Below are 23,082 nucleotides of genomic sequence, written 5' to 3'. Positions count from 1 at the left end.
GTCCGCTTTACCGGCAAAGCTGTCCGCGCGCGCATGGGCGGACACGCGCGGCCCCCTTTTTCGTCTGAATGGAACGCAGCGACCGTGCGAACGGAGGTTCGAAGATGATGCTTGTGGAATTGACGGCGCCGGCGCTGGCGGCGTTGCCGGTCGCGGGGCTGCGCGAGCACCTGCGGCTGGGATCGGGTTTCGAGATGGCCCAGGACGAGGCCGAGACGTTGGCGCTGGCGGGCTTTCTGCGCGCTGCCATCGCCACGATCGAGGCGCGCACCGGCAAGGTGCTGCTGGCGCGGCAGTTCCGGCTGCGGCTGGAGGACTGGCGCGACCCGGCGGGTCAGCCGCTGCCGCTGGCGCCCGTCAATGGCATCGAGCGGGTCGAGATGGACGATGGCGCGGGCGAGGTTACGCTGGTCGATCCCGGGGTCTATCGGCTGGCGCCGGACATGCAGCGGCCGATGCTGCTGCCCCGGGGCGGCTGGCTGCCGGTGGTGCCGGAGGCGGGGTTCGTGACCGTGACCTTTGCCGCGGGTTTTGGCCCGGCCTGGGATTCGGTGCCGGCCGATCTGGCGCAGGCGGTCCTGATGCTGGCTGCGCGCTATCACGAGGACCGGGTGTTCGAGGGCACGCAAGCGGCGATGCCCTTCAGTGTCGGCGCGCTGATCGAGCGCTGGCGCTCGGTCCGGGTGCTGGGGGGGCGCGGTGCTTCGCGCGGTCGGGCATGAGCCTGCCGCGTCTGACTGTGCCGCTGATCCTGGAATCTCCGGTCCGGGCGGCAGACGGCATGGGCGGCTTTGCGCTGTCCTGGCAGCCGATCGGACGGATCTGGGCGGAAATGCGGTCGGGTGCGGGGGCTGAACGGTTCGCCGAGGTGGGGGCACAAAGCGTCGTCAACTGGCGGATCACCGTCCGGGCGGCGGCTGCCGGCGACCCGCGCCGCCCGCGCCCCGAGCAGCGGCTGCGGCTGGGCGCGGGCCCCGCCGAGCGCCGCTTTCGCATCGAAGCCGTAGCCGAGAGCGACCGATCCGGCCGCTACCTGGTTTGTATCGCCAAAGAGGAGTCCCTGGCATGAGCTATGCCGCGACGGCCGCGCTGCAAGCGGCAGTCTATCAGGTGCTGCGCGAGGACGACGCCCTGCACGCGCTGGTCGGCGACGCGATCTATGACGCGATGCCGGTGGCGGCGCCGGCGGGCACCTATGTCTCGCTTGGGCCTGAAGAGGTCCGCGACGCGGGCGACATGACGGCCGCCGGATCGCAGCATGATTTCGTCGTCTCGGTCCTGTCGGGATCGGACGATGCAAACGGATTCAGTGCGGTCAAGGCGGCCGCCGTGGCGGTGTCGGACGCGCTGGAGACGGCGCGGATCGGGCTGGCGCGGGGCCGACTGGCGGGGCTTTGGTTCCTGCGCGCCAAGGCGCGCCGGGCGGAAAACGGCGCGGGGCGGCGGGTCGACCTGACCTTTCGCGCCCGCATTGACCTTGGTTGAGGAGAAACGACATGGCGGTGCAGAACGGGCGCGATCTGCTGATCAAGATGGACATGACCGGGGACGGTCTGTTCGAGACCATCGCGGGACTGCGGGCATCCCGTATCAGCTTCAACGCCGAGACGGTCGACGTGACCAGCATCGAAAGCGAGGGGCGCTGGCGTGAGCTGCTGGGCGGCGCGGGCGTGCGGTCGGCCACGATCTCGGGCTCGGGGGTGTTTCGGGACGGCACCACGGACGAACGCGCGCGGCAGGTCTTTTTCGACGGCGAGGTTCCCGAGTTCCAGGTGGTGATCCCCGATTTCGGCACGGTGCAGGGGCCGTTCCAGATCACCAGCCTTGAATATTCCGGCAGCTACAATGGCGAGGCGACCTATGAAGTTTCCATGGCAAGCGCGGGCGTGCTCAGCTTCAACACGCTCTGACATGGCCAATCCTTTGGCGGGAGAGGTCGAGGTCGTGTTGGACGGGGTGCCCCATGTCGGCAAGCTGACCCTGGGCGCCCTGTCCGAGCTTGAGGCCGAACTGGGCGCGGAAAGCATGATCGCCCTGGTCGAGCGGTTCGAGAGCGGGCGATTTTCCACCCGCGACGTGATGGCGGTGCTGGTCGCGGGGCTGCGCGGGGCCGGCTGGAGCGGGGATATCGCCGCGCTGGGCGCCTGCGACATCCGGGGCGGTCCGGTGGCCGCGGCCCACACGGCAGCCGCGATGCTGGCGCGGGCGTTTCGCATCGAGGGCGCATGAGGCCCCGGGGGCTGGACTGGCCGGGGTTGATGAAGGTCGGCATGGGGCCGGCGCGGCTGGGCGGGCTGGGGCTGACACCCGCGGCCTTCTGGGCGCTGACCCCGGCCGAACTGGCCCTGATGCTGGGGATCGAAGGGGGCGGCGGCGCGATGACGCGCGACCGGCTGGCCGAGCTGGTGGCGCGCTATCCCGACCGGCCCGCGCCCAAGCAGAACTGATTGTCGAAAGGAGGCGCCGGTCATGGCGAGCAAGGACGGGTTCGGCGGTCTGGCCGACGCAGGGGACGGCACGCTGGGCCGCAGTCTGGACGACAGCGGCCGGGTGACGGCCGCCTTTGAACAGGAACTGTCGCGGCTGCGCGAGTCGATGCTTTACACCAACCGAGAGGTCGGCTCGCTGACCAGCGGGATCGGCAGCGGGCTGCGCCGCGCCTTCAACGGGCTGGTGTTCGACGGCATGAAGCTGAGCGACGCCTTGTCCACCGTGGCGCGCAGCATGGCCGACAGCGCCTTTTCGGTTGCCATGCGGCCGATTCAGCAGGCCTTGGCGGGCGCGATCTCGCAAGGGGTGACGGGGCTGGTGTCGGGGGCGATGCCCTTTGCCGACGGCGGCAGCTTTTCGCAGGGGCGGGTGATGCCCTTTGCCAAGGGGGGCGTGGTCAGCCAGCCCACCTATTTCCCGATGCGCGGCGCGACCGGGTTGATGGGCGAGGCGGGGCCCGAGGCGATCATGCCCTTGCGGCGCGGGGCCGACGGCAAGCTGGGGGTTGCGGCGGCGGGTGGCGGAGGCCGGGCGGTCAACGTCACGTTCAACGTCTCGACCCCCGATGTGGGCGGGTTCGCCCGCAGCCAAAGCCAGATCGCGGCCCGGTTCGGCCGGATGCTGGCGCGCGGCGACAGGAACGGGTGACGACAGATGGCATTTCACGAGATCAGGTTTCCCGCCAGCCTTTCCTTCGGGTCGGTGGGCGGGCCCGAACGGCGCACGGAGATCGTCGCGCTGACCAACGGGCATGAGGAGCGGTCGAGCCCCTGGGCCCATTCGCGGCGCCGCTATGACGCGGGCATGGGCCTGCGGTCGCTGGACGACGTGTCGCTGCTGATCGCCTTTTTCGAGGCGCGCGCCGGTCAGTTGCACGGGTTCCGCTGGAAGGACTGGTCGGATTACAAATCCTCGGCCCCCAGCGTGGCGCCGGCGTTCGGCGACCAGGTCTTGGGCCGGGGCGACGGGGTGCGGACGGCGTTCGAGCTGCGCAAGGCCTATCGTTCGGGGCCGGCGGGCTATTGGCGGCCCATCGCGAAGCCGGTCGAGGGCACGGTCCTGGCCGGGATCGGGGACGTGGAACTGGCCGCAGGGCGAGATTTCACTGTCGATACCGTGACGGGCACCGTGCATTTCGCCGTGCCGCCCGAGGCCGGGGCCGCAGTCTCGGCCGGGTTCGAGTTCGACGTGCCGGTGCGGTTTGATACCGACCGGATTTCGGTTTCGGTGGCGTCGTTCCATGCGGGCGACCTGCCCGATGTTCCTGTGATCGAGGTGCGGCTGTGAAGGGCGAGACGATTGCGCGGGCCTGGGCCGTGACGCGCCGGGATGGGTTGGTCCTGGGCTTTACCGACCACGACCGGATGCTGGCCTTCGGGGGGATCACCTTTCGCCCCGACACCGGGCTGAGCGCCGCGGCCGTCGTGCAGGGCGCGGGCCTGTCGGTCGACAATACAGAGGCGAGCGGCGCCCTGTCGGACGATGCGATCACCGAGGTCGATATCATGGCGGGCCGGTGGGACGCCGCCGAGGTACGGTTGTGGGAGGTCGACTGGGCCAATACGGCGAACCGAGTCCTGGTCTTTCGCGGCCACCTGGGCGAGGTCAGCCGCAGCGGCCGGTCGTTCCGCGCCGAGTTGCGGGGCCTGTCCGAACCGCTGAACCGCACGCAGGGCCGGGTCTATCATCCGCGCTGCTCGGCCCAGCTGGGCGACGGCCAGTGCCGTTTCGACCTGGGTGCCGAAGGCTACAGCGCCCAAGGCGTCGTCCGCGCCCATGAGGAAGGCGAGCGCCTGACCTTGGGCGGCATCGCGAACCACGAGGCCGGCTGGTTCGAGCGTGGTCGCCTGATCGTGCTGAGCGGCGCGGCCGCCGGGCTGGAGGGGCTGGTCAAGAGCGATCTGGCCGGCCCCGGCGGACGCGAGATCGCGCTGTGGGCGGCCTTGGGCATCGCCCCGGCCGCGGGCGATCAGGTGAAGCTGGTGGCGGGTTGCGACAAGCGGGCCGCGACCTGCCGGCTGAAGTTCCTGAACTATGCCAATTTCCGGGGCTTTCCGCATCTGCCGCCCGAGGACTGGCTGATCGCCCCGCAGGTCGGGTCATGAGCCAGCGCATCGTTGCGGCGGCGCGGGGCTGGATCGGCACGCCCTATGTGCACCAGGCCTCGGTCAAGGGGGCGGGGACCGACTGCCTGGGGCTGGTGCGGGGCATCTGGCGCGAGCTTTACGGTCCCGAGCCCGAGGCGCTGCCCGCCTATACCCCCGACTGGGGCGAGGCGGGGGCGCAGGAGTTGCTGCTGGGCGGGGCGGGGCGCTTGTTGCTGCCCGCGGGTCCCGAGGCGGCGGGCGATGTGCTGATCTTTCGCATGAGATCGGGCGCCATCGCCAAGCACATGGGTATTCTGGCTGAAACCGGGGCCGGGGCGAGCTTTGTGCATGCCTACGACCGGCATGGCGTCGTCGAAAGCCCGCTTTCGGCGCCGTGGCGGGCAAAGATCGCGGGCAGGTTCCGGTTTCCGCCCCTGACATGAGAGAAGGAAGGCGCAATGGCGACGATTCTGCTGGCGGCGGCCGGTGCATCCATCGGTGCGGGCTTTGGCGGCACCGTTCTGGGCCTGTCGGGCGCCGTCATCGGCCGGGCCGTGGGGGCGACCCTGGGCCGGGTGATCGACCAGAAGCTGCTGGGCTCTGGCTCGAAGGCGGTCGAGACGGGGCGGGTGGACCGGATGCGGATCCAGACCGCGGGCGAGGGCACGCCGATCCCGCGGATCTGGGGGCAGATGCGCGTGCCCGGCCATGCGATCTGGGCCGGCCCCTTGGTCGAGGTGCGCCGCACCCAGGGTGGCGGCGGCAAGGGGTCCAGCCCCAGCGTCACCGAGATCAGCTATCGGCTGAGCTTTGCGCTGGCCCTGTGCGAGGGTCCGATCCTGGGGGTGGGCCGGGTCTGGGCGGATGGCGAGGAAATCTCGCCCGACGATCTGAACATGCGGGTCTATCTTGGGGACGAGGCGCAGTTGCCCGACCACGCCATCGTCGCGCAGGAAGGCGACGAGGCGCCAGCCTATCGCGGCATCGCCTATGTCGTGCTGGAGGACCTGGGGCTTGAGCGCTGGGGCAACCGTGTGCCGCAGCTGTCGTTCGAGGTGACGCGCCGCGCCAAGGAGGGGCGGGGGCTGTCGCGCGAGGTGCGGGCCGTCGCCATGATCCCTGGCACGGGAGAATATTCTCTGGCGACCACGCCGGTCAGCTATGACCTGGGTCTGGGCGAAACGCAGGTCATCAACCGCAACACGCCGATTGCGGGAACGGATTTCCGCGCCTCGTTGCGTATCCTGGGGCGCGAACTGCCGAATGTGGGTTCGGTGTCGCTGGTCGTGTCCTGGTTCGGCGACGACCTGAGGGTGAACCATTGCACGGTGCGGCCGAAGGTCGAGGACAAGTCCCGCGACGGGCAGGGCATGGCCTGGCGCGCCGGCGGCATCGGCCGCGATGCGGCGGTCGAGGTCGCACGGGTCGGCGGGCGTCCGATCTATGGCGGAACGCCGGCCGACGGATCGGTCATCGAGGCGCTGCGGGCGCTTGCGGCCAGTGGGCGGAAGGCGGTCTTTTATCCCTTCATCCTGATGGAGCAGCTGGCAGGGAACGGCCGGGCCGACCCTTGGACCGGCGCGGCCGACCAGCCCGTGATGCCTTGGCGCGGCCGTATCACGACGAGCATCGCGGCGGACCGCGCGGGCAGCCCCGCAGGCACCGCCGCCGCCGAGGATGAGGTTGCGGCGTTCTTCGGAACAGCCAGGGCGAGCGACTTTTCGCGCGAGGGGGACGAGATCCGCTATTCCGGTCCCGACGAGTGGTCCTATCGGCGGTTCATCCTGCATTACGCGCATCTTTGCGCGGCGGCGGGGGGGATCGATGCCTTCCTGATCGGCTCCGAGATGGTGGGGCTGACCCAGATCCAGGGGGCGGATCATCGCTTTCCGGCAGTCGAGCAGTTGATCCGCCTGGCGGCCGACGTGCGCGCGATCCTGGGGGATGCGGTCAAGATCGGCTATGCGTCGGACTGGTCGGAGTATTTCGGCTATCACCCCGGCAACGGGGATGTGTTCTTTCATCTGGACCCGCTGTGGGGCGACGACAACATCGACTTCGTGGGCATCGACAACTACATGCCGCTGTCGGACTGGCGCGAGGGCGAGAATCATCTGGATGCCGCCTGGGGCCGGATCGACAATCCGGCCTATTTGCGGGCGAACGTCGCGGGGGGCGAGGGCTTCGACTGGTATTATGCCCGCGACGTCGACCGTGAGATGCAGATCCGCACGCCGATCAGCGACGGACTTTACCATGAGCACTGGATCTGGCGCTACAAGGACATCCGCGGCTGGTGGGCGAACGAGCATCGCAACCGCGTCGGCGGACAGCGCAGCGCGCGGCCCACGGCCTGGGTGCCGCGCTCGAAACCCGTATGGTTCACCGAGATGGGCTGCGCGGCGCTGGACAAGGGCACAAACCAGCCCAACAAGTTCCTGGACGCGATGAGCTCGGAATCCAGGTTGCCCTGGTTTTCGGACGGGAGGCGGGACGATCTGGTGCAGGCGGCCTATGTCCGGGCGATGACCGAGTATTGGGGCGATCCGGCGAACAATCCCCTGCGCGAGGCGGGCGAGCGGATCGGGGCCGGGCGCATGATCGACATGAGCCGCGCCCATGTCTGGTGCTGGGACTCGCGGCCGTTCCCCGCCTTTCCGGCGCGGACCGACCTGTGGTCGGACGGACCTGCCTGGGAACGCGGGCATTGGCTGAACGGTCGCGCCGGGGCCGTGCCCCTGGCGGACGTGGTGGCCGAGATCTGCGCTGCCGCCGGCGTCGCGGCCTATGACACCCAGGGGCTGGCGGGTCTGGTGCGGGGCTATGCGCTGACCGGCTCGGAAACCGGGCGGGCGGCCTTGCAGCCGTTGATGCTGGCCTATGCCTTCGACGCGCTTGAGCGGGACGGGGTGCTGCGCTTTGTCATGCGCGATGCGCGGGTGGATGCCAGCCTTGGGCCCGACGACATGGCGACGACCGATGAGTTGGCCCAGGTCGAGATCGGCCGTGCTGCCGAGGCGGAGGTCCCCGGCCGTGTCCGGCTGACCCATGTCGAGGCGGGCGGCGACTATGCCGTGCGCACCGCCGAGACGACCATGCCGGGGGGCGAGTTCCTTGCCGTATCGGACAGCGAACTGCCGATGGCGTTGACTCGCGCCGAGGGGCTGGCCATGGCCGAGCGCTGGATTTCGGAATCGGTGATTGCCCGCGACACGGCGCGCTTTGCGCTGCCGCCCTCGCTGGGTCATCTGGGACCGGGGGACGTGGTGGCGCTGGTCGAGCCAAGGGCGGGCGCGCGCCGCTGGCGCATCGACCGGGTCGAGCGGGCAGGCGCGATGACCGTGGATGCAGTGCGCGTCGAGCCCGGCGTCTATCGTCCGGCGCGGGTGATCGAGGGCCAGAGCGTCGCCCGGGCCTTCAGCCCGCCGATCCCGGTCTGGCCGGTGTTTCTGGACCTGCCGCTGCTGCGGGGCGACGAAGTGCCCCATGCGCCGCATCTGGCGGTCACGGCCACGCCCTGGCCGGGCGCCGCCGCCGTCTGGGTTTCGGCCCAGCAGGCGGGCGGCTATGCGCTGAACACGACGGTGCCCGCGGCCTCGATCATGGGGGTGACGCTGGCACCGTTGGCGGCGGCACGGCCGGGGGTCTGGGACCGGGGTCCGGCGCTGCGCATCCGGGTCAAGGGCGGCGCGCTGGAGTCCGCGACCGAGACCGCCTTGATGAGCGGGGCGAACCTGCTGGCCTTGGGCGACGGCTCGGCCGAGGGGTGGGAGCTGCTGCAGTTCCGGGACGCGCGGCTGGTTTCCCCGGGGGTGTGGGACATCGCGACCCGGCTGCGAGGGCAGGCGGGCACGGATGCCTTCATGCCCGAGGTCTGGCCGGCCGGCAGCACGGTCGTGCTGGTGGACGGGTCGGCGCGGCAGGTGGACCTGGCGCCCTCGGCCTTGAACCAGATGCGGCACTGGCGGATCGGGCCGGCGACGCGGGCAGTGGATGATGCCAGCTATCGCCATGTGGCGCTGGCGTTTCGGGGCGCTGGGCTGCGGCCGCTGTCGCCCTGCCACCTGTCGGTTCGCGGCAGCACCGTCACCTGGGTCCGCCGTACCCGCGTCCAGGGCGACGGCTGGGAGGGCGCCGACGTTCCCCTGGGCGAGGCGCAGGAGCGCTACAGCGCAAGCGTGGTGCGCGATGGCGCCGTGCTGGCCCAGGCTCTGGTCGGCGAGCCGCGCTGGGCCGTGCCGGCCGATGTCTGGAGTTCGGCGAAGGCGGGCGGCGCCTTTGAAATCAGGATTGCCCAACTGTCCGACACGTTCGGCGCCGGGCCCCAAGCAAGGATGAGGATCGATGGCTGAGAACGCGACCGCGAACATGGACCTGCCGCTGCTGATGCCGGCGCAGGCGCAAAAGCATGTCACCGTCAACGACGCGCTGCTGCGGCTGGATGGTCAGGTCGACCTGGTGCTGCAAAGCCTGACCCGCACCACGCCGCCCGAGGTGGTGGCCGACGGGCTGTGCTGGGCGGTGCCACAGGGCGCGGTCAACGCCTGGGAGGGACAGGCCGGCAAGGTTGCCATCGGGGCGAACGGGGGCTGGGTCTTTTTCCGGCCCCGCTTTGGCAAGCGCGCCCTGGTCGCCGACACCGGCGTGCCCGCCATCCACAACGGCACGACCTGGGTCGAGGGCGCGGTCAGCCTGGGCCAGCACGGTTCGGGCCTGATCGTGCGCCAGATGGCCGAGGACGTGACGCTGGGGGTGGGAAACACCTTTACCACCACGATGGTGGTGCCCGCCGGCGCAATGGTCGTCGGCGTGACCGCGCGGGTCCTGACGGCGATCACCGGGTCGCTGACCAGCTGGACCCTGGGCGATACTGCCGTTCCGAACCGCTTCAACGAAAACCTGGGCAAGGCTGCGAATTCCTGGGTTCGGGGCATGCTGGGCTCTCCCGTCACCTATTGGCAGCCGACCGCTTTGCGGCTGGGTGCTGCGGGTGGCCAGTTCGCCGGCGGCCGGGTGCGGGTGGTCCTGCACTGGTGGGAGTTGCGCGTCCCCGATTGAGCGGGGCTTTCCGCGTCTGTCGGTTTCCGATAAGAAGGAGGGATACGGAAGCTGACGGACGCGCTGTTATGAACCTTCAAAAGGACCTGATCGAAAAGCTGCCCGAGGACGCGCGCGCGGACTCGATGGGCGCGGTCTGGACCCGAATCCAGCGCGAAGCCCGCATCGCGGTGCGCGACGAGCCGCTGCTGGGGGCGCTGATCCATGCCGGCCTTCTGCACCATGCGACCTTTGCGGCCGCTCTGGCCTATCGCTTTTCGCTGAAGCTCGCCTCGCGCGAGATGAGCGAGCAGATCCTGCGGGAGATCGCGGACGACGCCTTCGGCCGGGCGCCCGAACTGGCACAGGCGGCCATGGCCGACCTGCTGGCGGTCTATGAGCGGGACCCGGCGACGCATCGGCTGATGCAGCCGATCCTGTTCTTCAAGGGCTTCCAGGCGCTGCAGGCCTATCGCATCGGCCATTGGCTGTGGCAGCAGGGTCGCAGCGACATGGCCTATTTCGTGCAGATGCGCTGTTCCGAGGTGTTCGGCGTTGACATCCACCCGGCCGCCCGCATCGGCACCGGGGTGATGATCGACCATGCCCATTCCATTGTCATCGGCGAGACGGCGGTGGTCGGCAACGACGTCTCGATGCTGCATTCCGTGACGCTGGGCGGCACCGGCAAGGAGGATGGCGACCGCCATCCCAAGATCGGCAATGGCGTGATGATCGGCGCCGGGGCCAAGGTCCTGGGCAATATCCACGTCGGGCATCATTCGCGCATTGCCGCAGGCTCGGTCGTGCTGAGCGACGTGCCGCCCTGCAAGACCGTCGCGGGGGTGCCCGCGCGGATCGTGGGCGACGCGGGCTGCACCGATCCGTCGAACACGATGAACCAGCTTTTGGGCCACGAAGGGCTGTTCTAGCCCCTTACAGCCAGTCGTCGATGCCGCTGCCTGTCAGTTCGGGCAGGGTCATGCGCTGCCGCGTCAGGCGGTCGTCGAGTTCCTGCGCGATGCGGGCAGCCAGCGCGAACCCCTGATAGATCAGCGCCGAATAGATCTGGACGGCCGAGGCGCCCGCGCGCAGCTTTTCCCACGCCTGGTCGGTCGAGCCGATGCCGCCGACCCCGATCAGCGGCACCCGCCCCGCCGTCTGGCGGGCGAGCCGCGCGAGGATGCGGGTCGAGCGGTCGAACAAGGGCGCACCCGACAGCCCGCCGGCCTGCTGGGCGTGGGTGGGGTCGATGCCGTCGCGCGACAGGGTGGTGTTGGTTGCGATGATCGCATCGACCGGCGCTGCCGTGGCCACGCTTGCGATCTGGGCCAGGGCCTCGTCATCGAGGTCGGGGGCGATCTTGACGAAGACCGGCGGGCGGTTCGGCAGGGCATCGCGCGCGCGGATCACCCCGTCCAGCAGGGCTGCGAGCGCATCGGCGCCCTGAAGATCGCGCAGCTTTTCGGTATTCGGCGACGAGACGTTGACCGTCAGGAAATCGGCCGCAGCGCCCGCGGTGCGCACGACCGAGGCGAAATCCGCGCTGCGGTCCGGGCTGTCCTTGTTCGCGCCGATGTTCAACCCGACCGGAATGCCTGCGGGCCGCGCCGCAAGGCGCGCGGCAATCGCCTGCGCTCCGTCATTGTTGAAGCCGAAGCGGTTGATGATGGCGCGATCCTGCGTCAGCCGGAACAGCCGGGGCTTGGGGTTGCCGGGCTGGGGCCGGGGGGTCGCGGCGCCAACCTCGACAAAGCCGAAGCCCGCCCGCATCAGCGCGGGCACCGCGCGGGCGTTCTTGTCATAGCCCGCCGCCAGTCCGACCGGATTCGGCAGGTCCAGCCCCGCAATCGTCAGCCGCAGCCTGTCCGAGGTGACGGGCCCGCCGTTCAGCGGCACAAGGCCGCGTTTCAGCGCCCGGATTGAAAGGTCATGCGCGGTTTCAGGCGGCAAACGGTGCAGCGCCTGAAGGCCGAGGGACTCGATCAGGGTCATTCCAGATCTCCGATGTCATGACCTTGGGGCCCGAGCGGGATGGTGCGCGACCACAGCACGTCCGAGGCGCGAAGTTCGCGATAGAGGTGGGGGAACAGCTGGCCCCCGCGCGAAGGCTCCCACCGCAGCGCGTCCAGGGCTTCGGTCCGGACCGCCAGCAGGTGCAGGTCGGTCTCTCCCGCGAAGTGCCGGGCCAGCGTGCCGGGAACCTGATCCCCGGTGGACAGGTGGATATAGCCGTCGGCCAGGTCGACCGGGGCGCCGTCCGTCCGGCCGGCGGTCTGGAACGCCTGGAATTCGGCGGGGCGCAGGATCTTGTAGGCAAGCATGGCGCGGTTCTGCGACGCCGGCCGGCTTGCGTCAAGCGTGAACCTTTTTCGACAGGCATGATGACCTGTTGACCGTCCGGCGCCGATCCCGGAAGCTGGCCCCCGATCCATCATCGGCGGCGGAGAGCAGGGATGAAAGCTTGGCTATTGGCGACGGCGGCGGTCGTTCTGGGCGCAGGTGCCGCGCAGGCGGACTATACGCTGCATGTGCTGCACATCAACGATTTCCACAGCCGGGTCGAGCCGATCAACGAGCATGACAGCACCTGCGACGACGAGGCGGACGCCAAGGGCGAATGTTTCGGCGGCGTCGCGCGGCTGGCCGCCAAGATCGCCGAGCTGCGCGACGGTCTGCGCGCCGAGGGGCAGAACGTCATCGTCCTGGACGCCGGCGACCAGTATCAGGGCAGCCTGTTCTATACGACCTACAAGGGCAAGGACACGGTCGAGTTCATGAATGCCATCGGCTTTGACGCGATGGCAGTCGGCAATCACGAGTTCGACGACGGTCCCGCCGGGTTGCAGCTGCTGGCCGAGGGCGTGAAATTCCCGGTGATCTCGGGGAACCTGGACGTCTCGCAATCGCCCGAACTGCACGGCAAGGTCGGCGGCACGGTGACGCTGGACGTGGGCGGCGACAAGGTCGGCATCGTCTCGGCCCTGGCGATGGACACGCCCGAGACATCCTCGCCCGGCGACAAGGTGATCTTCCAGGACGACCTGGACAGCCTCAAGGCCGATGCGCAGGAGCTGACGGATGCGGGCGTCACCAAGATCATCGCCCTGACCCATGAAGGCTATCGCCGCGACCAGGAGATCGCGGCCCAGGTTCCGGGCATCGACGCGGTGATCGGCGGGCACAGCCACACGCTGCTTGGACAGATGGAGGGCGCCGAGGGGCCCTATCCCACCATGGTCAAGGGTGCGGACGGGGCGGAGGTTCCTGTCGCGACGGCCTATGCCTATGGCAAGTATCTGGGCCATCTGGTGCTGACTTTCGACGACTCGGGTCGGCTGACTAGGGCCGAAGGGCAGCCAATCCTGCTGGACAGCTCGGTCGCGCCCGATGCGCGCATCGCCGCCCGCGTCAAGGATCTGGCCGCCCCCATCGAGCAGCTGAAGCAGAAGCGCGTGGCCGAGTTGAAGGCGCCCGTCGACGGCAGCCGCGACACCTGCCGCCAACGCGAGTGCGAGATGGGCAATGTCGTCACCGAAGCGATGCTGGACCGCGTCAAGGGCCAAGGCATCACCATTGCCATCGAGAACGGCGGGGGGCTGCGCGCCTCGCTTCCGGCGGGACCGGTCACGATGGGCGATGTGCTGGCGGTGCTGCCGTTCCAGAACACGCTGTCGACCTTTCAGGTCAGCGGCGCCGACATCATTGCTGCCCTGGAAAACGGCGCCAGCCAGTATGAGGACAAGGCCGGGCGCTTTGCCCAGGTCGCCGGGCTGAAATACACGGTCGATCCCGCGGCCGAGGCGGGCGCGCGCATATCGGATGTGCTGGTGCGCGAGGGCGAGGCATGGGTGCCCATCGACCGCGCCAAGACCTATGGCGTCGTCTCGAACAACTACATGCGGATGGGCGGGGACGGCTACAAGGTCTTTGCCAGCAATGCGCAGGCGGCCTATGACTTCGGGCCCGATCTGGCCGATGTGCTGGCCGAATACCTGGCGCGGCAGGGCCGGGAGTTCGTCCCGGTGCTGGATGGGCGCATCACCGTGAAATGACGCAGGCGGCCGGGCCCGACCCGGCCGCTTTCGCATGTCCGGGGTCAGTCCGGCGATTGGGTCTCGGGCAGTTCGGTCATCAGGAAACGTTCGAAGTCGTCGAGGTCCACCGGCTCGAAATGGCCGAAGCCCTGCATCCAGACCGAGGCGGCGCGCAGCCCGTCGGGATCGAGCTTGCACCAGATGATCCGGCCCCGCCGTTCCTGCCGGATCAGCCCGGCCGTCGCCAGCACGGCAAGGTGCTTGGAGATCGCGGCGAGGCTGACCTGAAAGGGCGCTGCGACGTCGGTCACGGCCATGTCGTCCTCGAGCAGCATGGCCAGGATCGCGCGCCGCGTCGGATCGGCCAGCGCGGCGAAGATGGTGTCGAGATTGGGGTCGGGGCCAGTCATCCGCCTTGTTTAACCGATGGGTTGAATAAGCGCCACCGCGCAGATCGCCCGCAATCCCAATGCACTGCACACCAATCTCCCTGAAATTCCATTCATATACAGCCGGTTAACTATTCTCCCGCGCGGCTTGACTTGGGTGGCGTCAGCCCCTATCACCGCGCCAACCGATAACGGGGGTGTGAGCCTTGGGCCAGGATCCGGACCAGCAGGACGCGCGTGCCCGGGACGCGGAGCGGCTGCGCCAGCTGGAAGCCCGTCTGGGCGAACGGACGGGAACAGGGCCCGCATCGCGCGGGGAAGAGCATTTCAGCCAGGCGAACATGGCCTGGCGCATGGTGACGGAACTGGTGGCCGGGTTGGGCATCGGGTTCGGGATCGGCTTTGGACTGGACTATGTGTTCGGGACCACGCCGTTCCTGATGATCGTCTTCGTGCTGTTCGGCCTGGCCGCCGGCATCAAGACGATGCTGCGCACCGCGAACGAGATAGGGAAGGAACCCGGGGCGCGCCCAAGCGGCAATCCCGGCGATGACAAGGGTGAATGACGATGGCCGTGACCGAAGAAGAAGTTGAAGGGCTGGTTTTCCATCCCATGGACCAGTTCATCGTCAAGCCGCTGTTCGGCGGCACCGAGGTGCACTGGTACACGCCCACCAACGCGACGCTGTGGATGGCGCTGGCCGCCCTGTGCATCACCGGCCTGCTGGTGTTCGGCACCCGCGGCCGCGCCATCGTTCCGAACCGCATCCAGTCCATCGCCGAACTGCTTTACGGCATGGTCCGCAAGATGGTCGAGGATGTGACCGGCAAGGACGGGCTGAAATACTTCCCCTATGTGATGACGCTGTTCTGCTTCATCCTGTTCGCGAACTTTCTGGCCCTGCTGCCGAAAAGCTTCTCGCCCACATCCCATATCGCGGTGACGGCGGTGCTGGCGCTGCTGGTCTTTGTCGGCGTGACGGTGCTGGGCTTTGTCAAGAATGGCGCCCATTTCCTGGGCCTGTTCTGGGTCAGCTCAGCGCCGCTGGCGCTGCGCCCGGTCCTGGCCGTGATCGAGCTGATCTCGTATTTCGTGCGTCCGGTCAGCCACTCGATCCGACTTGCCGGCAACATCATGGCCGGCCACGCGGTGATCAAGGTGTTCGCGGCCTTTGCCGCCGTCGCGGCCCTGGCGCCGGTCTCGGTGCTGGCCATCGTCGCGGTCTACGGGCTCGAGGTGCTGGTCGCCCTCATTCAGGCCTATGTGTTTACCATCCTGACCTGCGTCTATCTGAAGGACGCCCTGCATCCGGCGCACTGAGCGCCGGAGCGGATCAGGACAACCGAAAAACCCTTTCCAAGCCTCAAGGAGCATGAACATGGAAAATCTGGGTCAACTGGGACAGTACCTCGGCGCCGGTCTGGCTTGCATCGGCATGGCCGGTGCCGCCATCGGGGTGGGCAATGTCGCCGGCAACTACCTGTCGGGCGCGCTGCGCAACCCGTCGGCCGCCGCTTCGCAGACCGCGACGCTGTTCATCGGCATGGCCTTTGCCGAAGCCCTGGGGATCTTCTCGTTCCTGGTCGCTCTGCTGCTGCTGTTCGCAGTCTGATCCTTTGCCATCCTTGCGGTTGGGTGGGGGCGTGACGCGCCCACCCGATTGTGAAACGACCGGCATGGGGTAGGATATGTTCAGCCTGTTGCAACAGACCGCGCCCGTCGTGGTCGAAGAAACTGAAACGGTGATCATCACCGAAACCGCCCCCGATGCAGCGCATGGCGTGGCGGTGCATGGCGCCGATGCGGCCCATGCGGCGGGTCATGCCGCCAGCGCGCCGGGCATGCCGCAGCTGGATATCACCACCTTCGGCAACCAGATCTTCTGGCTGCTGGTGGTGCTGGGCGTGATCTATTGGGTGCTGTCGCGCGTGGCCCTGCCGCGCATCGGCGGCGTCATCAGCGATCGTCAGGGCGCCATCACCGGCGATCTGATGGCAGCCGAGGAATTCAAGCAGAAGGCCAAGGACGCGGAAGCCGCCTATGACAAGGCGCTGGCCGACGCCCGGGCCGAGGCGAACAAGATCGTCGCCGCCAACAAGGCCGAGATCCAGAAGGAACTGGACGCGGCCATCGCCCATGCCGATGCCGAGATCGCCGCGCGTGCGACCGAATCCGAAAAGCGCATCGGTCAGATCCGCGCCTCGGCGGTCGAGGACGCCCGGACCGTCGCCCGCGACGTGACCGAGGCCTTGGTGCAGAACTTTGGCGGCCAGGCCGATCCGGCGCTGGTGAACCAGGTGGTGGACCAGCGTCTGAAGGGGGTCCTGCAATGAAACGTCTGAGCGTTCTTTTTGCCCTGATGATGGCCAGCCCCGCGCTGGCCGCGACGGGGCCGTTCTTCTCGCTGCGCAACACGGACTTCATCGTCACGCTGGCCTTCCTGGTCTTCGTGGGCATCCTGGTCTATTTCCGGGTGCCGCAGCTGGTGGGCGGCCTGCTGGACAAGCGCGCCGAAGGCATCCGCAACGACCTGGCCGAAGCCCGCCGCCTGCGCGAGGAAGCGCAGGAGATCTATGCGAGCTACGAGCGTCGGCAGCGCGAGGTCAAGTCGCAGGCCGACGAGATCGTGGCCAATGCCAAGCGCGAAGCCACGCTGGAAGCCGAGAAAGCCAAGAAGGCGTTGCAGGTCTCGATCGAACGCCGGCTGAAGGCGGCCGAGGACCAGATCGCGGGCGCCGAGGCCGACGCCGTGCGCGCCGTGCGCGACCGTGCGATCCAGACCGCCATCGCAGCGGCGACCGAGATCCTGGGCCAACAGGCCACGGCCGACCAGCGCAGCGCCGGAATCGACCGCGCGATTGCCGAGGTCGAGCGCCGGTTGAACTGACGCCACCGAATAACGAGAAGGGGGAACCGCGCGCGGCAACCCCCGGACAGTGAGCGGCCCCCGCGACGGAAACGTCCGGGGGCCTTTCCTTTTGCGGCGGCCGGGAAGGCGCAACGGAAAAGGCCGGCGGCTTTCGCCACCGGCCCCTGGTCCTGCACCCAAGGCTCGGGTCAGTTGGTCGGGATGATCTGGATTTCCACGCGGCGGTTCTGCGCGCGCCCCGCAGCCGTGTCGTTCGAGGCGACGGGCTGGGTCGCGCCGCGCCCCGTGGTGGCGATGCGGTTCGACGAGACGCCCCCGGCGGACAGGATGCCCGCAACCGACCGCGCGCGGCGTTCCGACAGGTCCTGGTTGTAGGCGGCCGATCCGGTGCTGTCGGTATGGCCGATCACCTGGATGCGGCTGTTCGGATACTGGGTCAGGTTGCGGGCGATGATGTACAGGTCGTTCTGCCCGCGCGCGCCGACGGCGGCCGAATCCGTGGCGAACAGCGTCGATTCCGGCATGACCACCGACAGATGGGTGCCGCGGTTCACGACCTGGATGTTGGGGTTGTTCAGCGACTGCTGCAGGGCGCGCTGCTGCTGGTCCAGGATCGAGCCGCCGACCGCGCCCGCGGTCGCGCCGATGAGCGCACCCTTGACGGCGTTCGAGCGGCTTTCGCCCGCGCCGATCAGCCCGCCCACGACTGCGCCCGCGATGGCGCCTTGCTGCGTGCGGCTAAGCTGGGATCCTCCGGGTCCGGTCCCGGCGGGTTCGGTGGGGGTGCAGGCGCCGATGGCGAGCACGCCGGCCGAGGCGAGAAGCAGCGAAATACGGGTCTTCATGGTTTCACCTTTCTGGATGGGGCGATCTGCTGTCGCCTGTCCTTACGACGCGGCCGGGCCAAGCAAGGGTCCGGCGGCTGATGCCCAAACGTGGGCAGAATGGCACGGGTTCCTGCGCAACTCCACAGAAATACGCGGGAAATCCGGCACGACCAGTCACAACGAGGGGATGGCGCGGGGTCCGATAGCCGCGCCTTCGCGGGCCAGCAGCGCGCGCTTGACCGCCTCGCCCCAGTGATAGCCGCCGATGCTGCCGTCGGTGCGGGTGACCCGGTGGCAGGGGACGGCCCAGCTGACCGGGTTCTGCCCAACTGCGGTGCCCACGGCCCGCAGCGCGCGCGGCCGGCCGATGCGGTGGGCCAGCATGGCATAGCTGATGACCTGGCCCGGGGGCACCTCCAGCAGCGCCTGCCAGACCAGCATCTGAAAACCCGTGCCCGACAGGCGGACGGTGATGTCGCCCTGGCCCTGCCGCAGCGCCTGGATGGCCGGGGCCATGGCCTCGGGTGCCGCGACCAGGCGGGCGCGGGGCCAGCGGGCGCCCAGATCGGCCAGAACCGCGTCCGGCGTCCCTTCGGCCGCAAAGCCCAGCCCCCACAGCGCCCCGCCCGCGCCCAGGGCGACGACCGGGCCCAGGGGCGAATCAAAGCAGCCGTGACACAGGACCTCGGCCTCGGCGGGCTGGCGGGTCAGGGTGACGCGCAAGGCGGATGACGGCTCGGGCGCAAGGGCGAGGATTGTCCGGGTCATGGTGTTCCTCCTGTCCCGGTCAGACTAGCAGCGCGGGCGACGGAATCCAGTGGCTTGCGTCGAAGGGCAGGGCGGTGCATCAGTCGGCCATGGCTCGCCCCGCTTCGCCCCGCATCCCTGCCGCCTTGCCCTATGCCGCGCAGATCGAGATCTTTTCGCGCCTGCGCGAGGCCAATCCGCATCCGGTGACGGAACTGGAATACACCAACGCCTTCACCCTGCTGGTCGCGGTGGCGCTGTCGGCGCAGGCGACCGACGTGGGCGTGAACAAGGCGACGAAGACCCTGTTCCAGCGCGTCGCCACCCCGCAGCAGATGCTGGACCTGGGCGTCGACGGCCTGACCGAGCATATCAGGACCATCAGCCTTTACCGCCAGAAGGCCAAGAACGTGATCGCCCTGTCGCGCATCCTGGTCGAGGTTTACGGCGGCGAGGTGCCGCAGTCGCGCGCCGCGCTGATGACCCTGCCGGGCGTCGGCCGCAAGACCGCCAACGTGGTCCTGAACAGCGTCTTCGACTTTCCCGCGCAGGCGGTCGACACCCATATCTTCCGTGTCGGCAACCGCACCCGCATCGCGCCCGGCCGCGACGTCGAGGCGGTCGAGCGCGCCATCGAGGACAATGTCCCCGTCCCCTTCCAGCAGAATGCGCATCACTGGCTGATCCTGCACGGCCGCTACATCTGCCAGGCGCGCCGCCCGCGCTGCGCTATCTGCCCCATCGAAGACCTCTGCCCCTATGAGGAGAAGACCGCATGACCACCCCCTATGTGATCGGGATCGGCAACGCCGTGATGGATGTGATCGCGCCGACCTCGGATGTGACGCTGGCACGGCTGGGGGTGGAAAAGGGCATCATGCAGCTGATCGACCGCGAGCGGTCCGAGTTCCTGATGGCCGCGCAATCCGCCGATCCGCAGGCCGGGAAGGCGCGGCTGGTGCCGGGCGGTTCGGTCGCGAACACGCTGGCGGGGCTGGGGATGATGGGGCTGCGCACCGCCTTCATCGGCAAGGTGGCGGGCGATCCGCTGGGCCTGTCCTATGCCGAGCAGACCGAGGCGCAGGGCACCGTCTTCGTCAATCCGCCGGTGGCCGGGGAGGTGGCGCCGACCTCGCGTTCGATCATCTTCGTGACGCCGGACGGCGAGCGGTCGATGAACACCTATCTAGGGATTTCCGGCGAACTCGGGCCCGAGGACGTGAACCCCGCCACCTTCAGCGGCTGCGACTGGCTGTTCCTGGAGGGGTACCTCTTCGACAAGGACGCCGGCAAGGCGGCGTTCCTGAAGGCCGCCGAGGCCTGCCACGCCGCCGGCGGGCAGGCGGGCATCGCGCTCTCCGATCCGTTCTGCGTCGACCGCCACCGCGAAGGCTTTCGCCGTCTGGTCGCCGGGCCGATGGATTATGTCATCGGCAACGTCCATGAATGGCAATCGCTCTATCAGGTGACGGATCTGGAACAGGCGCTGCAGATGGCCCGCGCCGATTGCGGCACGGTGATTTGCACCCGCTCGGGCGAGGATGCGATCCTGATCCGGGGCGAGGAACGGGTGACGGCCCCGGTGCATCGCGTCGTCCCCGTGGATGCCACCGGCGCCGGCGACCAGTTCGCGGCCGGGCTGATCCTGGGCCTTGCGCGTGGCCTGCCGCTGGCGGTGGCCGGACGCATGGGCTGCATCGCGGCGGCCGAGGTGATTTCCCATGTCGGGCCTCGGCCCGAAAGCGACCTGCTGGTGGCCTTCCGCGCCGAAGGGCTGATCTAGGCGCTTGTGGCGCCGTTGCATGGGTATTTGAACAACAAGGAAGCACGGGCGCCGCTTCCTATGTTTCCTTGTTGTCCAAATACCCATGCGGGCCGTGCAGACAAGACCGCCGCGGCAGTCTTGTCCCTTGCCTTACGTCAGGCGGCCTGCTTGCCGGTGCTGACGCGGCCATAGAAGCTTTCGCCCTTGGCAGCCATGTCCTTGAGCAGTTGCGGCGCGGCGAAGCGGGGACCGAATTTGCGCGCCAGCCCTTCGGCGATCTCGACGGCGCGCGCGGCGCCCAGCATGTCGAGCCAGCCGAAGGGGCCGCCGGTCCAGGGCGCGAAGCCCCAGCCGAGGATGGCGCCGACATCGCCTTCGCGGATGTCCTCGAGTACGCCGTCCTGCAGGGCCCGGACCGCCTCGAGCGACTGGGCGAACATCAGGCGGTGCTGAAGCTCGGTCAGGTCGGGCTGCTGGTCGGCTTCGGGCCATTCGGTGGCAAGACCTGGCCAGAGGCCCTGGCGCTTGGCCCCCTCGTCATAGTCGTAGAAGCCGGCCTTGGCCTTGCGGCCCAGCCGGCCCAGGTCGGCCAGCCTGAAGATTACCGCGTCCACCGCATCGTCCGGGTAGGCATCGCCCATTGCCGCCCGCGTCGCCTTGGCGATCTTGACGCCGAGGTCGATCGAAGTCTCGTCCACCAGCTGCAGCGGACCCAGCGGCATGCCCATCAGCTTGGCGGCATTCTCGACCAGGGTGGGGCTGACGCCCTCGGCCACCATGCGGATGCCTTCGTTGATATAGGGGATGATGCAGCGGTTGGCGTAGAAGAACCGCGCGTCATTGACCACGATGGGCGTCTTACGGATCTGGCGCACGAAGTCGAGCGCCTTGGCGACGGCGCGGGGGCCGGTCCGTTTCCCCTTGATGATCTCGACCAAGGCCATCTTGTCGACGGGCGAGAAGAAGTGGATGCCGACGAACTGGTCCGGGCGGCTGCTGGCGCGGGCCAGGTCGCTGATCGGCAGGGTCGAGGTGTTGGTCGCGAAGATCGCGTCGGCGGAGATCGTCGCCTCGGCCCTGGCGGTCACCTCGGCCTTGATCTTCGGGTCCTCGAACACGGCCTCGACCACCAGGTCGCAGCCGGCCAGCGCGGCGTAATCGGTCGTCGCGGTGATGCGGGCCAGGACCTCGGCCTTTTTCTCCTCGGTCGCCTTGCGGCGGCTGATCGCCTTGTCCAGCAGGTCGGCCGAATGGGCCTTGCCCCGGTCGGCGGCGTCCTGGGCGGCGTCGATCAGCACGACCTCGATCCCGGCCATGGCCGAGACATAGGCGATGCCCGCCCCCATCATGCCGGCGCCGAGGATGCCCAGCTTCCTGACCCTCTGGTCGGGCGCCTCGGGACGGTTCGCGCCTTTCTCCAGCGCCTCCTTGTTGATGAACAGGCTCCGGATCATTGCCGTGCTGGAGGGGTTCATCAGCACGTTCGTGAACCAGCGCGCCTCGATCTTCAGCGCGGTGTCGAAGGGCACCATGGCGCCTTCATAGACCGCCGAAAGCAGGGCCTTGGCCGCCGGATAGACGCCCAGCGTCTTGCCATGCACCATGGCGCTGGCGCCAAGGAAGGTCATGAAGCCCGCCGGGTGATAGGGTTCGCCGCCCGGCATCTTGTAGCCCTTGGCGTCCCAGGGCTTCACCAGATCGGCGTCGCCGGCTTGCAGCACCCATGCGCGCGCGGCGGCGACCGGGTCGGCCGCGACCTCGTCGATCAGGCCCGCCGCCCTGGCCCTGGCCGGGTCGCTCAGCTTGCCTTCCAGCAGGAAGGGGGCCGCGCCCATCGCGCCCAGTTTGCGCACCAGTCGGGTGGTGCCGCCGCCGCCGGGAAAGATGCCGACCATGATCTCGGGCAGCCCGATCTTGGCCTTGGGATTCTCGGCGGCAAAGATGCGATGCGTGGCCAGCGGCAGCTCCAGCCCGATCCCCAGCGCCGTGCCGGGCAGGGCCGAGGCGATGGGCTTGCCGCCCGTCTTGGTCTTGGGGTCCATGCCGGCCAGCTCGATCTTGCGCAGCGCGTGGTGCAGCCCCATGATGCCGTCGAACACCGCCTGCGCGCCGCCGTCCTTCATCGCGGCGATCACGTTCAGGTCCATGCCGGCGGCAAAGTCCTTCTTGCCCGAGGTGATGACGATGCCCTTGACCGCATCGTCTGCAAGCGCCTCGTCGATCAGCGCATCGAGTTCCGCCGCGCCGTCGAGCGACAGCACGTTCATCGACTTGCCCGGCACATCCCAGGTGATGACGGCGACGCCGTCGGCGTCCTTCTGCATGGTGAAGTCGGTCATTCTGTCTCTCCCTTGGGCGCGAGGTCGCGGGGGCCGGTCCAGTCGCTGCCGTCGTGATAGGTAAAGCGGGCCTTGCCGTCCTGGATGACGAGCTTCAGGTCCACGTCCGAATAGGTGGCGGTTTCCGCCGGGGCCTTGCTGCCCACGATCAGGAAGCGCGCCGGCTGGTCCGAGCGGTTGACGAAGCGGTGGCCGTTCGGCACGCCGGCCTTCCAGGCGGCGCAGTCGCCGGCGACCATGGGGAACTCGCCCTCGTCCTCGATCAGGACCAGCGTGCCGGAAAGGACCATGGCGAATTCGTCCTCGCGCAGGTGCCAGTGCCTGAGCGAGGCGACCGCCCCCGGCTCCAGCGTCACGATGTTGACGCCGAACTGCGTCAGCCCGGCCAGTTCGCCCAGCCGCAGCGACGAGCGGCCGGCCATTTGCGCCGCGTAGGGTGGGGGATAGATCGACCCGGTCTTGATCGGCGCGGCCGACAGGTCAAGCTTCGGCAT

General features: G+C 68.8%; 28 protein-coding genes. 21 read left to right on the top strand and 7 right to left on the bottom strand.

All coding sequences use genetic code 11. The features are described from left to right. Positions 1-104: 104 nt before the first annotated feature. The 13 genes from BU28_RS0101680 (at position 105) to cysE (ending at position 10,546) form a co-directional block, all read left to right on the top strand. The gene (locus BU28_RS0101680; RefSeq protein ID WP_028717908.1) at positions 105-722 is read left to right on the top strand and encodes a head-tail connector protein; all 618 of its coding nucleotides are present in this window, start codon (positions 105-107) and stop codon (positions 720-722) included. Beyond that, a complete protein-coding gene (locus BU28_RS0101675) occupies positions 719-1,069 on the top strand; it encodes a head-tail adaptor protein (RefSeq protein ID WP_028717907.1) in 351 nt (116 codons plus the stop codon). Before BU28_RS0101680 ends, BU28_RS0101675 begins: the two co-directional genes overlap by 4 nt. After that, complete coding sequence (locus BU28_RS0101670; RefSeq protein ID WP_028717906.1) at positions 1,066-1,485, top strand: DUF3168 domain-containing protein; 420 nt, start codon at positions 1,066-1,068, stop codon at positions 1,483-1,485. The genes BU28_RS0101675 and BU28_RS0101670 overlap by 4 nt, the downstream gene beginning before the upstream one ends. Positions 1,486-1,496: 11 nt before the next feature. Beyond that, on the top strand, positions 1,497-1,910 hold the full coding sequence (locus BU28_RS0101665) for a phage major tail protein, TP901-1 family (protein WP_028717905.1): 414 nt from the start codon (positions 1,497-1,499) through the stop codon (positions 1,908-1,910). Between the two features lies 1 nt (position 1,911). Then, positions 1,912-2,229 carry a gene transfer agent family protein gene (locus BU28_RS0101660; RefSeq protein WP_028717904.1) on the top strand — a complete coding sequence of 106 codons (318 nt, stop codon included), beginning with the start codon at positions 1,912-1,914 and terminating at the stop codon, positions 2,227-2,229. Further along, on the top strand, positions 2,226-2,447 hold the full coding sequence (locus BU28_RS0101655) for a phage tail assembly chaperone (protein WP_028717903.1): 222 nt from the start codon (positions 2,226-2,228) through the stop codon (positions 2,445-2,447). The genes BU28_RS0101660 and BU28_RS0101655 overlap by 4 nt, the downstream gene beginning before the upstream one ends. A gap of 22 nt (positions 2,448-2,469) precedes the next feature. Then, entirely contained in the window at positions 2,470-3,138 is a 669-nt protein-coding gene (locus tag BU28_RS0101645) for a phage tail tape measure protein (protein ID WP_036761749.1), read from the top strand. A 6-nt stretch (positions 3,139-3,144) separates the two neighbouring features. After that, entirely contained in the window at positions 3,145-3,777 is a 633-nt protein-coding gene (locus tag BU28_RS0101640) for a DUF2460 domain-containing protein (protein ID WP_028717901.1), read from the top strand. Continuing rightward, positions 3,774-4,595 (top strand): DUF2163 domain-containing protein, encoded by an 822-nt coding sequence (locus tag BU28_RS0101635; RefSeq protein WP_028717900.1) that lies wholly within the window; start codon positions 3,774-3,776, stop codon positions 4,593-4,595. The genes BU28_RS0101640 and BU28_RS0101635 overlap by 4 nt, the downstream gene beginning before the upstream one ends. Next, positions 4,592-5,020 (top strand): C40 family peptidase, encoded by a 429-nt coding sequence (locus BU28_RS0101630; RefSeq protein WP_028717899.1) that lies wholly within the window; start codon positions 4,592-4,594, stop codon positions 5,018-5,020. Before BU28_RS0101635 ends, BU28_RS0101630 begins: the two co-directional genes overlap by 4 nt. Positions 5,021-5,035: 15 nt before the next feature. Continuing rightward, positions 5,036-8,929: a baseplate multidomain protein megatron gene (locus BU28_RS0101625; RefSeq protein ID WP_028717898.1), complete on the top strand. Its 3,894-nt coding sequence runs from the start codon at positions 5,036-5,038 to the stop codon at positions 8,927-8,929. Beyond that, positions 8,922-9,635 carry a DUF2793 domain-containing protein gene (locus tag BU28_RS0101620; protein WP_028717897.1) on the top strand — a complete coding sequence of 238 codons (714 nt, stop codon included), beginning with the start codon at positions 8,922-8,924 and terminating at the stop codon, positions 9,633-9,635. The genes BU28_RS0101625 and BU28_RS0101620 overlap by 8 nt, the downstream gene beginning before the upstream one ends. A gap of 68 nt (positions 9,636-9,703) precedes the next feature. Beyond that, entirely contained in the window at positions 9,704-10,546 is an 843-nt protein-coding gene (cysE, locus tag BU28_RS0101615; RefSeq protein ID WP_036761748.1) for a serine O-acetyltransferase, read from the top strand. A 4-nt stretch (positions 10,547-10,550) separates the two neighbouring features. Here the strand turns inward: cysE and BU28_RS0101610 are convergent, their stop codons facing one another. Both BU28_RS0101610 and BU28_RS0101605 read right to left on the bottom strand, forming a co-directional pair. After that, positions 10,551-11,609 carry a quinone-dependent dihydroorotate dehydrogenase gene (locus tag BU28_RS0101610; RefSeq protein ID WP_028717895.1) on the bottom strand — a complete coding sequence of 353 codons (1,059 nt, stop codon included), beginning with the start codon at positions 11,607-11,609 and terminating at the stop codon, positions 10,551-10,553. Next, complete coding sequence (locus tag BU28_RS0101605) at positions 11,606-11,938, bottom strand: DUF952 domain-containing protein (RefSeq protein WP_028717894.1); 333 nt, start codon at positions 11,936-11,938, stop codon at positions 11,606-11,608. The genes BU28_RS0101610 and BU28_RS0101605 overlap by 4 nt, the downstream gene beginning before the upstream one ends. A gap of 132 nt (positions 11,939-12,070) precedes the next feature. On the opposite strand from BU28_RS0101605, the gene BU28_RS0101600 reads away from it, so the two are divergent. Continuing rightward, complete coding sequence (locus BU28_RS0101600) at positions 12,071-13,669, top strand: bifunctional metallophosphatase/5'-nucleotidase (protein ID WP_028717893.1); 1,599 nt, start codon at positions 12,071-12,073, stop codon at positions 13,667-13,669. Positions 13,670-13,713: 44 nt separating this feature from the next. On the opposite strand, the gene BU28_RS0101595 is transcribed toward BU28_RS0101600, so the two are convergent. Next, positions 13,714-14,061 carry an ArsR/SmtB family transcription factor gene (locus BU28_RS0101595; protein ID WP_028717892.1) on the bottom strand — a complete coding sequence of 116 codons (348 nt, stop codon included), beginning with the start codon at positions 14,059-14,061 and terminating at the stop codon, positions 13,714-13,716. Between the two features lie 185 nt (positions 14,062-14,246). Here BU28_RS0101595 and BU28_RS0101590 point away from each other — a divergent pair, with 185 nt between their 5' ends. The 5 genes from BU28_RS0101590 to BU28_RS0101570 all read left to right on the top strand — a co-directional run bounded on the left by BU28_RS0101590 (position 14,247) and on the right by BU28_RS0101570 (position 16,928). Then, complete coding sequence (locus BU28_RS0101590) at positions 14,247-14,606, top strand: AtpZ/AtpI family protein (protein ID WP_028717891.1); 360 nt, start codon at positions 14,247-14,249, stop codon at positions 14,604-14,606. Positions 14,607-14,608: 2 nt separating this feature from the next. Continuing rightward, positions 14,609-15,361: a F0F1 ATP synthase subunit A gene (locus tag BU28_RS0101585; RefSeq protein WP_036761745.1), complete on the top strand. Its 753-nt coding sequence runs from the start codon at positions 14,609-14,611 to the stop codon at positions 15,359-15,361. Between the two features lie 58 nt (positions 15,362-15,419). Next, positions 15,420-15,653 (top strand): F0F1 ATP synthase subunit C, encoded by a 234-nt coding sequence (locus BU28_RS0101580; RefSeq protein WP_020949366.1) that lies wholly within the window; start codon positions 15,420-15,422, stop codon positions 15,651-15,653. Between the two features lie 76 nt (positions 15,654-15,729). Beyond that, on the top strand, positions 15,730-16,374 hold the full coding sequence (locus tag BU28_RS0101575) for a F0F1 ATP synthase subunit B' (RefSeq protein WP_028717889.1): 645 nt from the start codon (positions 15,730-15,732) through the stop codon (positions 16,372-16,374). Beyond that, a complete protein-coding gene (locus BU28_RS0101570) occupies positions 16,371-16,928 on the top strand; it encodes a F0F1 ATP synthase subunit B (RefSeq protein WP_028717888.1) in 558 nt (185 codons plus the stop codon). The genes BU28_RS0101575 and BU28_RS0101570 overlap by 4 nt, the downstream gene beginning before the upstream one ends. A 170-nt stretch (positions 16,929-17,098) precedes the next feature. Here the strand turns inward: BU28_RS0101570 and BU28_RS0101565 are convergent, their stop codons facing one another. Both BU28_RS0101565 and BU28_RS0101560 read right to left on the bottom strand, forming a co-directional pair. Next, the gene (locus tag BU28_RS0101565) at positions 17,099-17,755 is read right to left on the bottom strand and encodes a YiaD family glycine zipper/OmpA-like lipoprotein (protein ID WP_028717887.1); all 657 of its coding nucleotides are present in this window, start codon (positions 17,753-17,755) and stop codon (positions 17,099-17,101) included. Positions 17,756-17,911: 156 nt separating this feature from the next. Continuing rightward, complete coding sequence (locus tag BU28_RS0101560; RefSeq protein ID WP_028717886.1) at positions 17,912-18,505, bottom strand: methylated-DNA--[protein]-cysteine S-methyltransferase; 594 nt, start codon at positions 18,503-18,505, stop codon at positions 17,912-17,914. Between the two features lie 89 nt (positions 18,506-18,594). Here BU28_RS0101560 and nth point away from each other — a divergent pair, with 89 nt between their 5' ends. Continuing rightward, positions 18,595-19,263, top strand: coding sequence for an endonuclease III (gene nth / locus BU28_RS0101555; protein ID WP_051577678.1), 669 nt, complete (start codon positions 18,595-18,597; stop codon positions 19,261-19,263). After that, positions 19,260-20,267 carry an adenosine kinase gene (locus tag BU28_RS0101550; RefSeq protein ID WP_028717884.1) on the top strand — a complete coding sequence of 336 codons (1,008 nt, stop codon included), beginning with the start codon at positions 19,260-19,262 and terminating at the stop codon, positions 20,265-20,267. Before nth ends, BU28_RS0101550 begins: the two co-directional genes overlap by 4 nt. 137 nt (positions 20,268-20,404) lie before the next feature. Here the strand turns inward: BU28_RS0101550 and BU28_RS0101545 are convergent, their stop codons facing one another. Further along, complete coding sequence (locus BU28_RS0101545; protein WP_028717883.1) at positions 20,405-22,588, bottom strand: 3-hydroxyacyl-CoA dehydrogenase NAD-binding domain-containing protein; 2,184 nt, start codon at positions 22,586-22,588, stop codon at positions 20,405-20,407. Then, a complete protein-coding gene (locus BU28_RS0101540; protein ID WP_028717882.1) occupies positions 22,585-23,082 on the bottom strand; it encodes a cupin domain-containing protein in 498 nt (165 codons plus the stop codon). The genes BU28_RS0101545 and BU28_RS0101540 overlap by 4 nt, the downstream gene beginning before the upstream one ends.

This window comes from Paracoccus yeei ATCC BAA-599, from assembly GCF_000622145.1.
Classification (GTDB): domain Bacteria; phylum Pseudomonadota; class Alphaproteobacteria; order Rhodobacterales; family Rhodobacteraceae; genus Paracoccus; species Paracoccus yeei.
The sequence above is the reverse complement of the archived record's forward strand: the minus strand, read 5'-3'. Positions and strand labels throughout refer to the sequence as shown.

What these genes read in the sequence shown, in the direction of transcription:
- BU28_RS0101680 (WP_028717908.1), top strand. Translation starts at nt 105, where the DNA reads ATGATGCTTGTGGAATTGACGGCGCCGGCGCTGGCGGCGTTGCCGGTC.
- BU28_RS0101675 (WP_028717907.1), top strand. Translation starts at nt 719, where the DNA reads ATGAGCCTGCCGCGTCTGACTGTGCCGCTGATCCTGGAATCTCCGGTC.
- BU28_RS0101670 (WP_028717906.1), top strand. Translation starts at nt 1,066, where the DNA reads ATGAGCTATGCCGCGACGGCCGCGCTGCAAGCGGCAGTCTATCAGGTG.
- BU28_RS0101665 (WP_028717905.1), top strand. Translation starts at nt 1,497, where the DNA reads ATGGCGGTGCAGAACGGGCGCGATCTGCTGATCAAGATGGACATGACC.
- BU28_RS0101660 (WP_028717904.1), top strand. Translation starts at nt 1,912, where the DNA reads ATGGCCAATCCTTTGGCGGGAGAGGTCGAGGTCGTGTTGGACGGGGTG.
- BU28_RS0101655 (WP_028717903.1), top strand. Translation starts at nt 2,226, where the DNA reads ATGAGGCCCCGGGGGCTGGACTGGCCGGGGTTGATGAAGGTCGGCATG.
- BU28_RS0101645 (WP_036761749.1), top strand. Translation starts at nt 2,470, where the DNA reads ATGGCGAGCAAGGACGGGTTCGGCGGTCTGGCCGACGCAGGGGACGGC.
- BU28_RS0101640 (WP_028717901.1), top strand. Translation starts at nt 3,145, where the DNA reads ATGGCATTTCACGAGATCAGGTTTCCCGCCAGCCTTTCCTTCGGGTCG.
- BU28_RS0101630 (WP_028717899.1), top strand. Translation starts at nt 4,592, where the DNA reads ATGAGCCAGCGCATCGTTGCGGCGGCGCGGGGCTGGATCGGCACGCCC.
- BU28_RS0101625 (WP_028717898.1), top strand. Translation starts at nt 5,036, where the DNA reads ATGGCGACGATTCTGCTGGCGGCGGCCGGTGCATCCATCGGTGCGGGC.
- BU28_RS0101620 (WP_028717897.1), top strand. Translation starts at nt 8,922, where the DNA reads ATGGCTGAGAACGCGACCGCGAACATGGACCTGCCGCTGCTGATGCCG.
- cysE (WP_036761748.1), top strand. Translation starts at nt 9,704, where the DNA reads ATGAACCTTCAAAAGGACCTGATCGAAAAGCTGCCCGAGGACGCGCGC.
- BU28_RS0101610 (WP_028717895.1), bottom strand. Translation starts at nt 11,609, where the DNA reads ATGACCCTGATCGAGTCCCTCGGCCTTCAGGCGCTGCACCGTTTGCCG.
- BU28_RS0101605 (WP_028717894.1), bottom strand. Translation starts at nt 11,938, where the DNA reads ATGCTTGCCTACAAGATCCTGCGCCCCGCCGAATTCCAGGCGTTCCAG.
- BU28_RS0101600 (WP_028717893.1), top strand. Translation starts at nt 12,071, where the DNA reads ATGAAAGCTTGGCTATTGGCGACGGCGGCGGTCGTTCTGGGCGCAGGT.
- BU28_RS0101595 (WP_028717892.1), bottom strand. Translation starts at nt 14,061, where the DNA reads ATGACTGGCCCCGACCCCAATCTCGACACCATCTTCGCCGCGCTGGCC.
- BU28_RS0101585 (WP_036761745.1), top strand. Translation starts at nt 14,609, where the DNA reads ATGGCCGTGACCGAAGAAGAAGTTGAAGGGCTGGTTTTCCATCCCATG.
- BU28_RS0101580 (WP_020949366.1), top strand. Translation starts at nt 15,420, where the DNA reads ATGGAAAATCTGGGTCAACTGGGACAGTACCTCGGCGCCGGTCTGGCT.
- BU28_RS0101575 (WP_028717889.1), top strand. Translation starts at nt 15,730, where the DNA reads ATGTTCAGCCTGTTGCAACAGACCGCGCCCGTCGTGGTCGAAGAAACT.
- BU28_RS0101570 (WP_028717888.1), top strand. Translation starts at nt 16,371, where the DNA reads ATGAAACGTCTGAGCGTTCTTTTTGCCCTGATGATGGCCAGCCCCGCG.
- BU28_RS0101565 (WP_028717887.1), bottom strand. Translation starts at nt 17,755, where the DNA reads ATGAAGACCCGTATTTCGCTGCTTCTCGCCTCGGCCGGCGTGCTCGCC.
- BU28_RS0101560 (WP_028717886.1), bottom strand. Translation starts at nt 18,505, where the DNA reads ATGACCCGGACAATCCTCGCCCTTGCGCCCGAGCCGTCATCCGCCTTG.
- nth (WP_051577678.1), top strand. Translation starts at nt 18,595, where the DNA reads ATGGCTCGCCCCGCTTCGCCCCGCATCCCTGCCGCCTTGCCCTATGCC.
- BU28_RS0101550 (WP_028717884.1), top strand. Translation starts at nt 19,260, where the DNA reads ATGACCACCCCCTATGTGATCGGGATCGGCAACGCCGTGATGGATGTG.
- BU28_RS0101545 (WP_028717883.1), bottom strand. Translation starts at nt 22,588, where the DNA reads ATGACCGACTTCACCATGCAGAAGGACGCCGACGGCGTCGCCGTCATC.
- BU28_RS0101540 (WP_028717882.1), bottom strand. Translation starts at nt 23,082, where the DNA reads ATGCCGAAGCTTGACCTGTCGGCCGCGCCGATCAAGACCGGGTCGATC.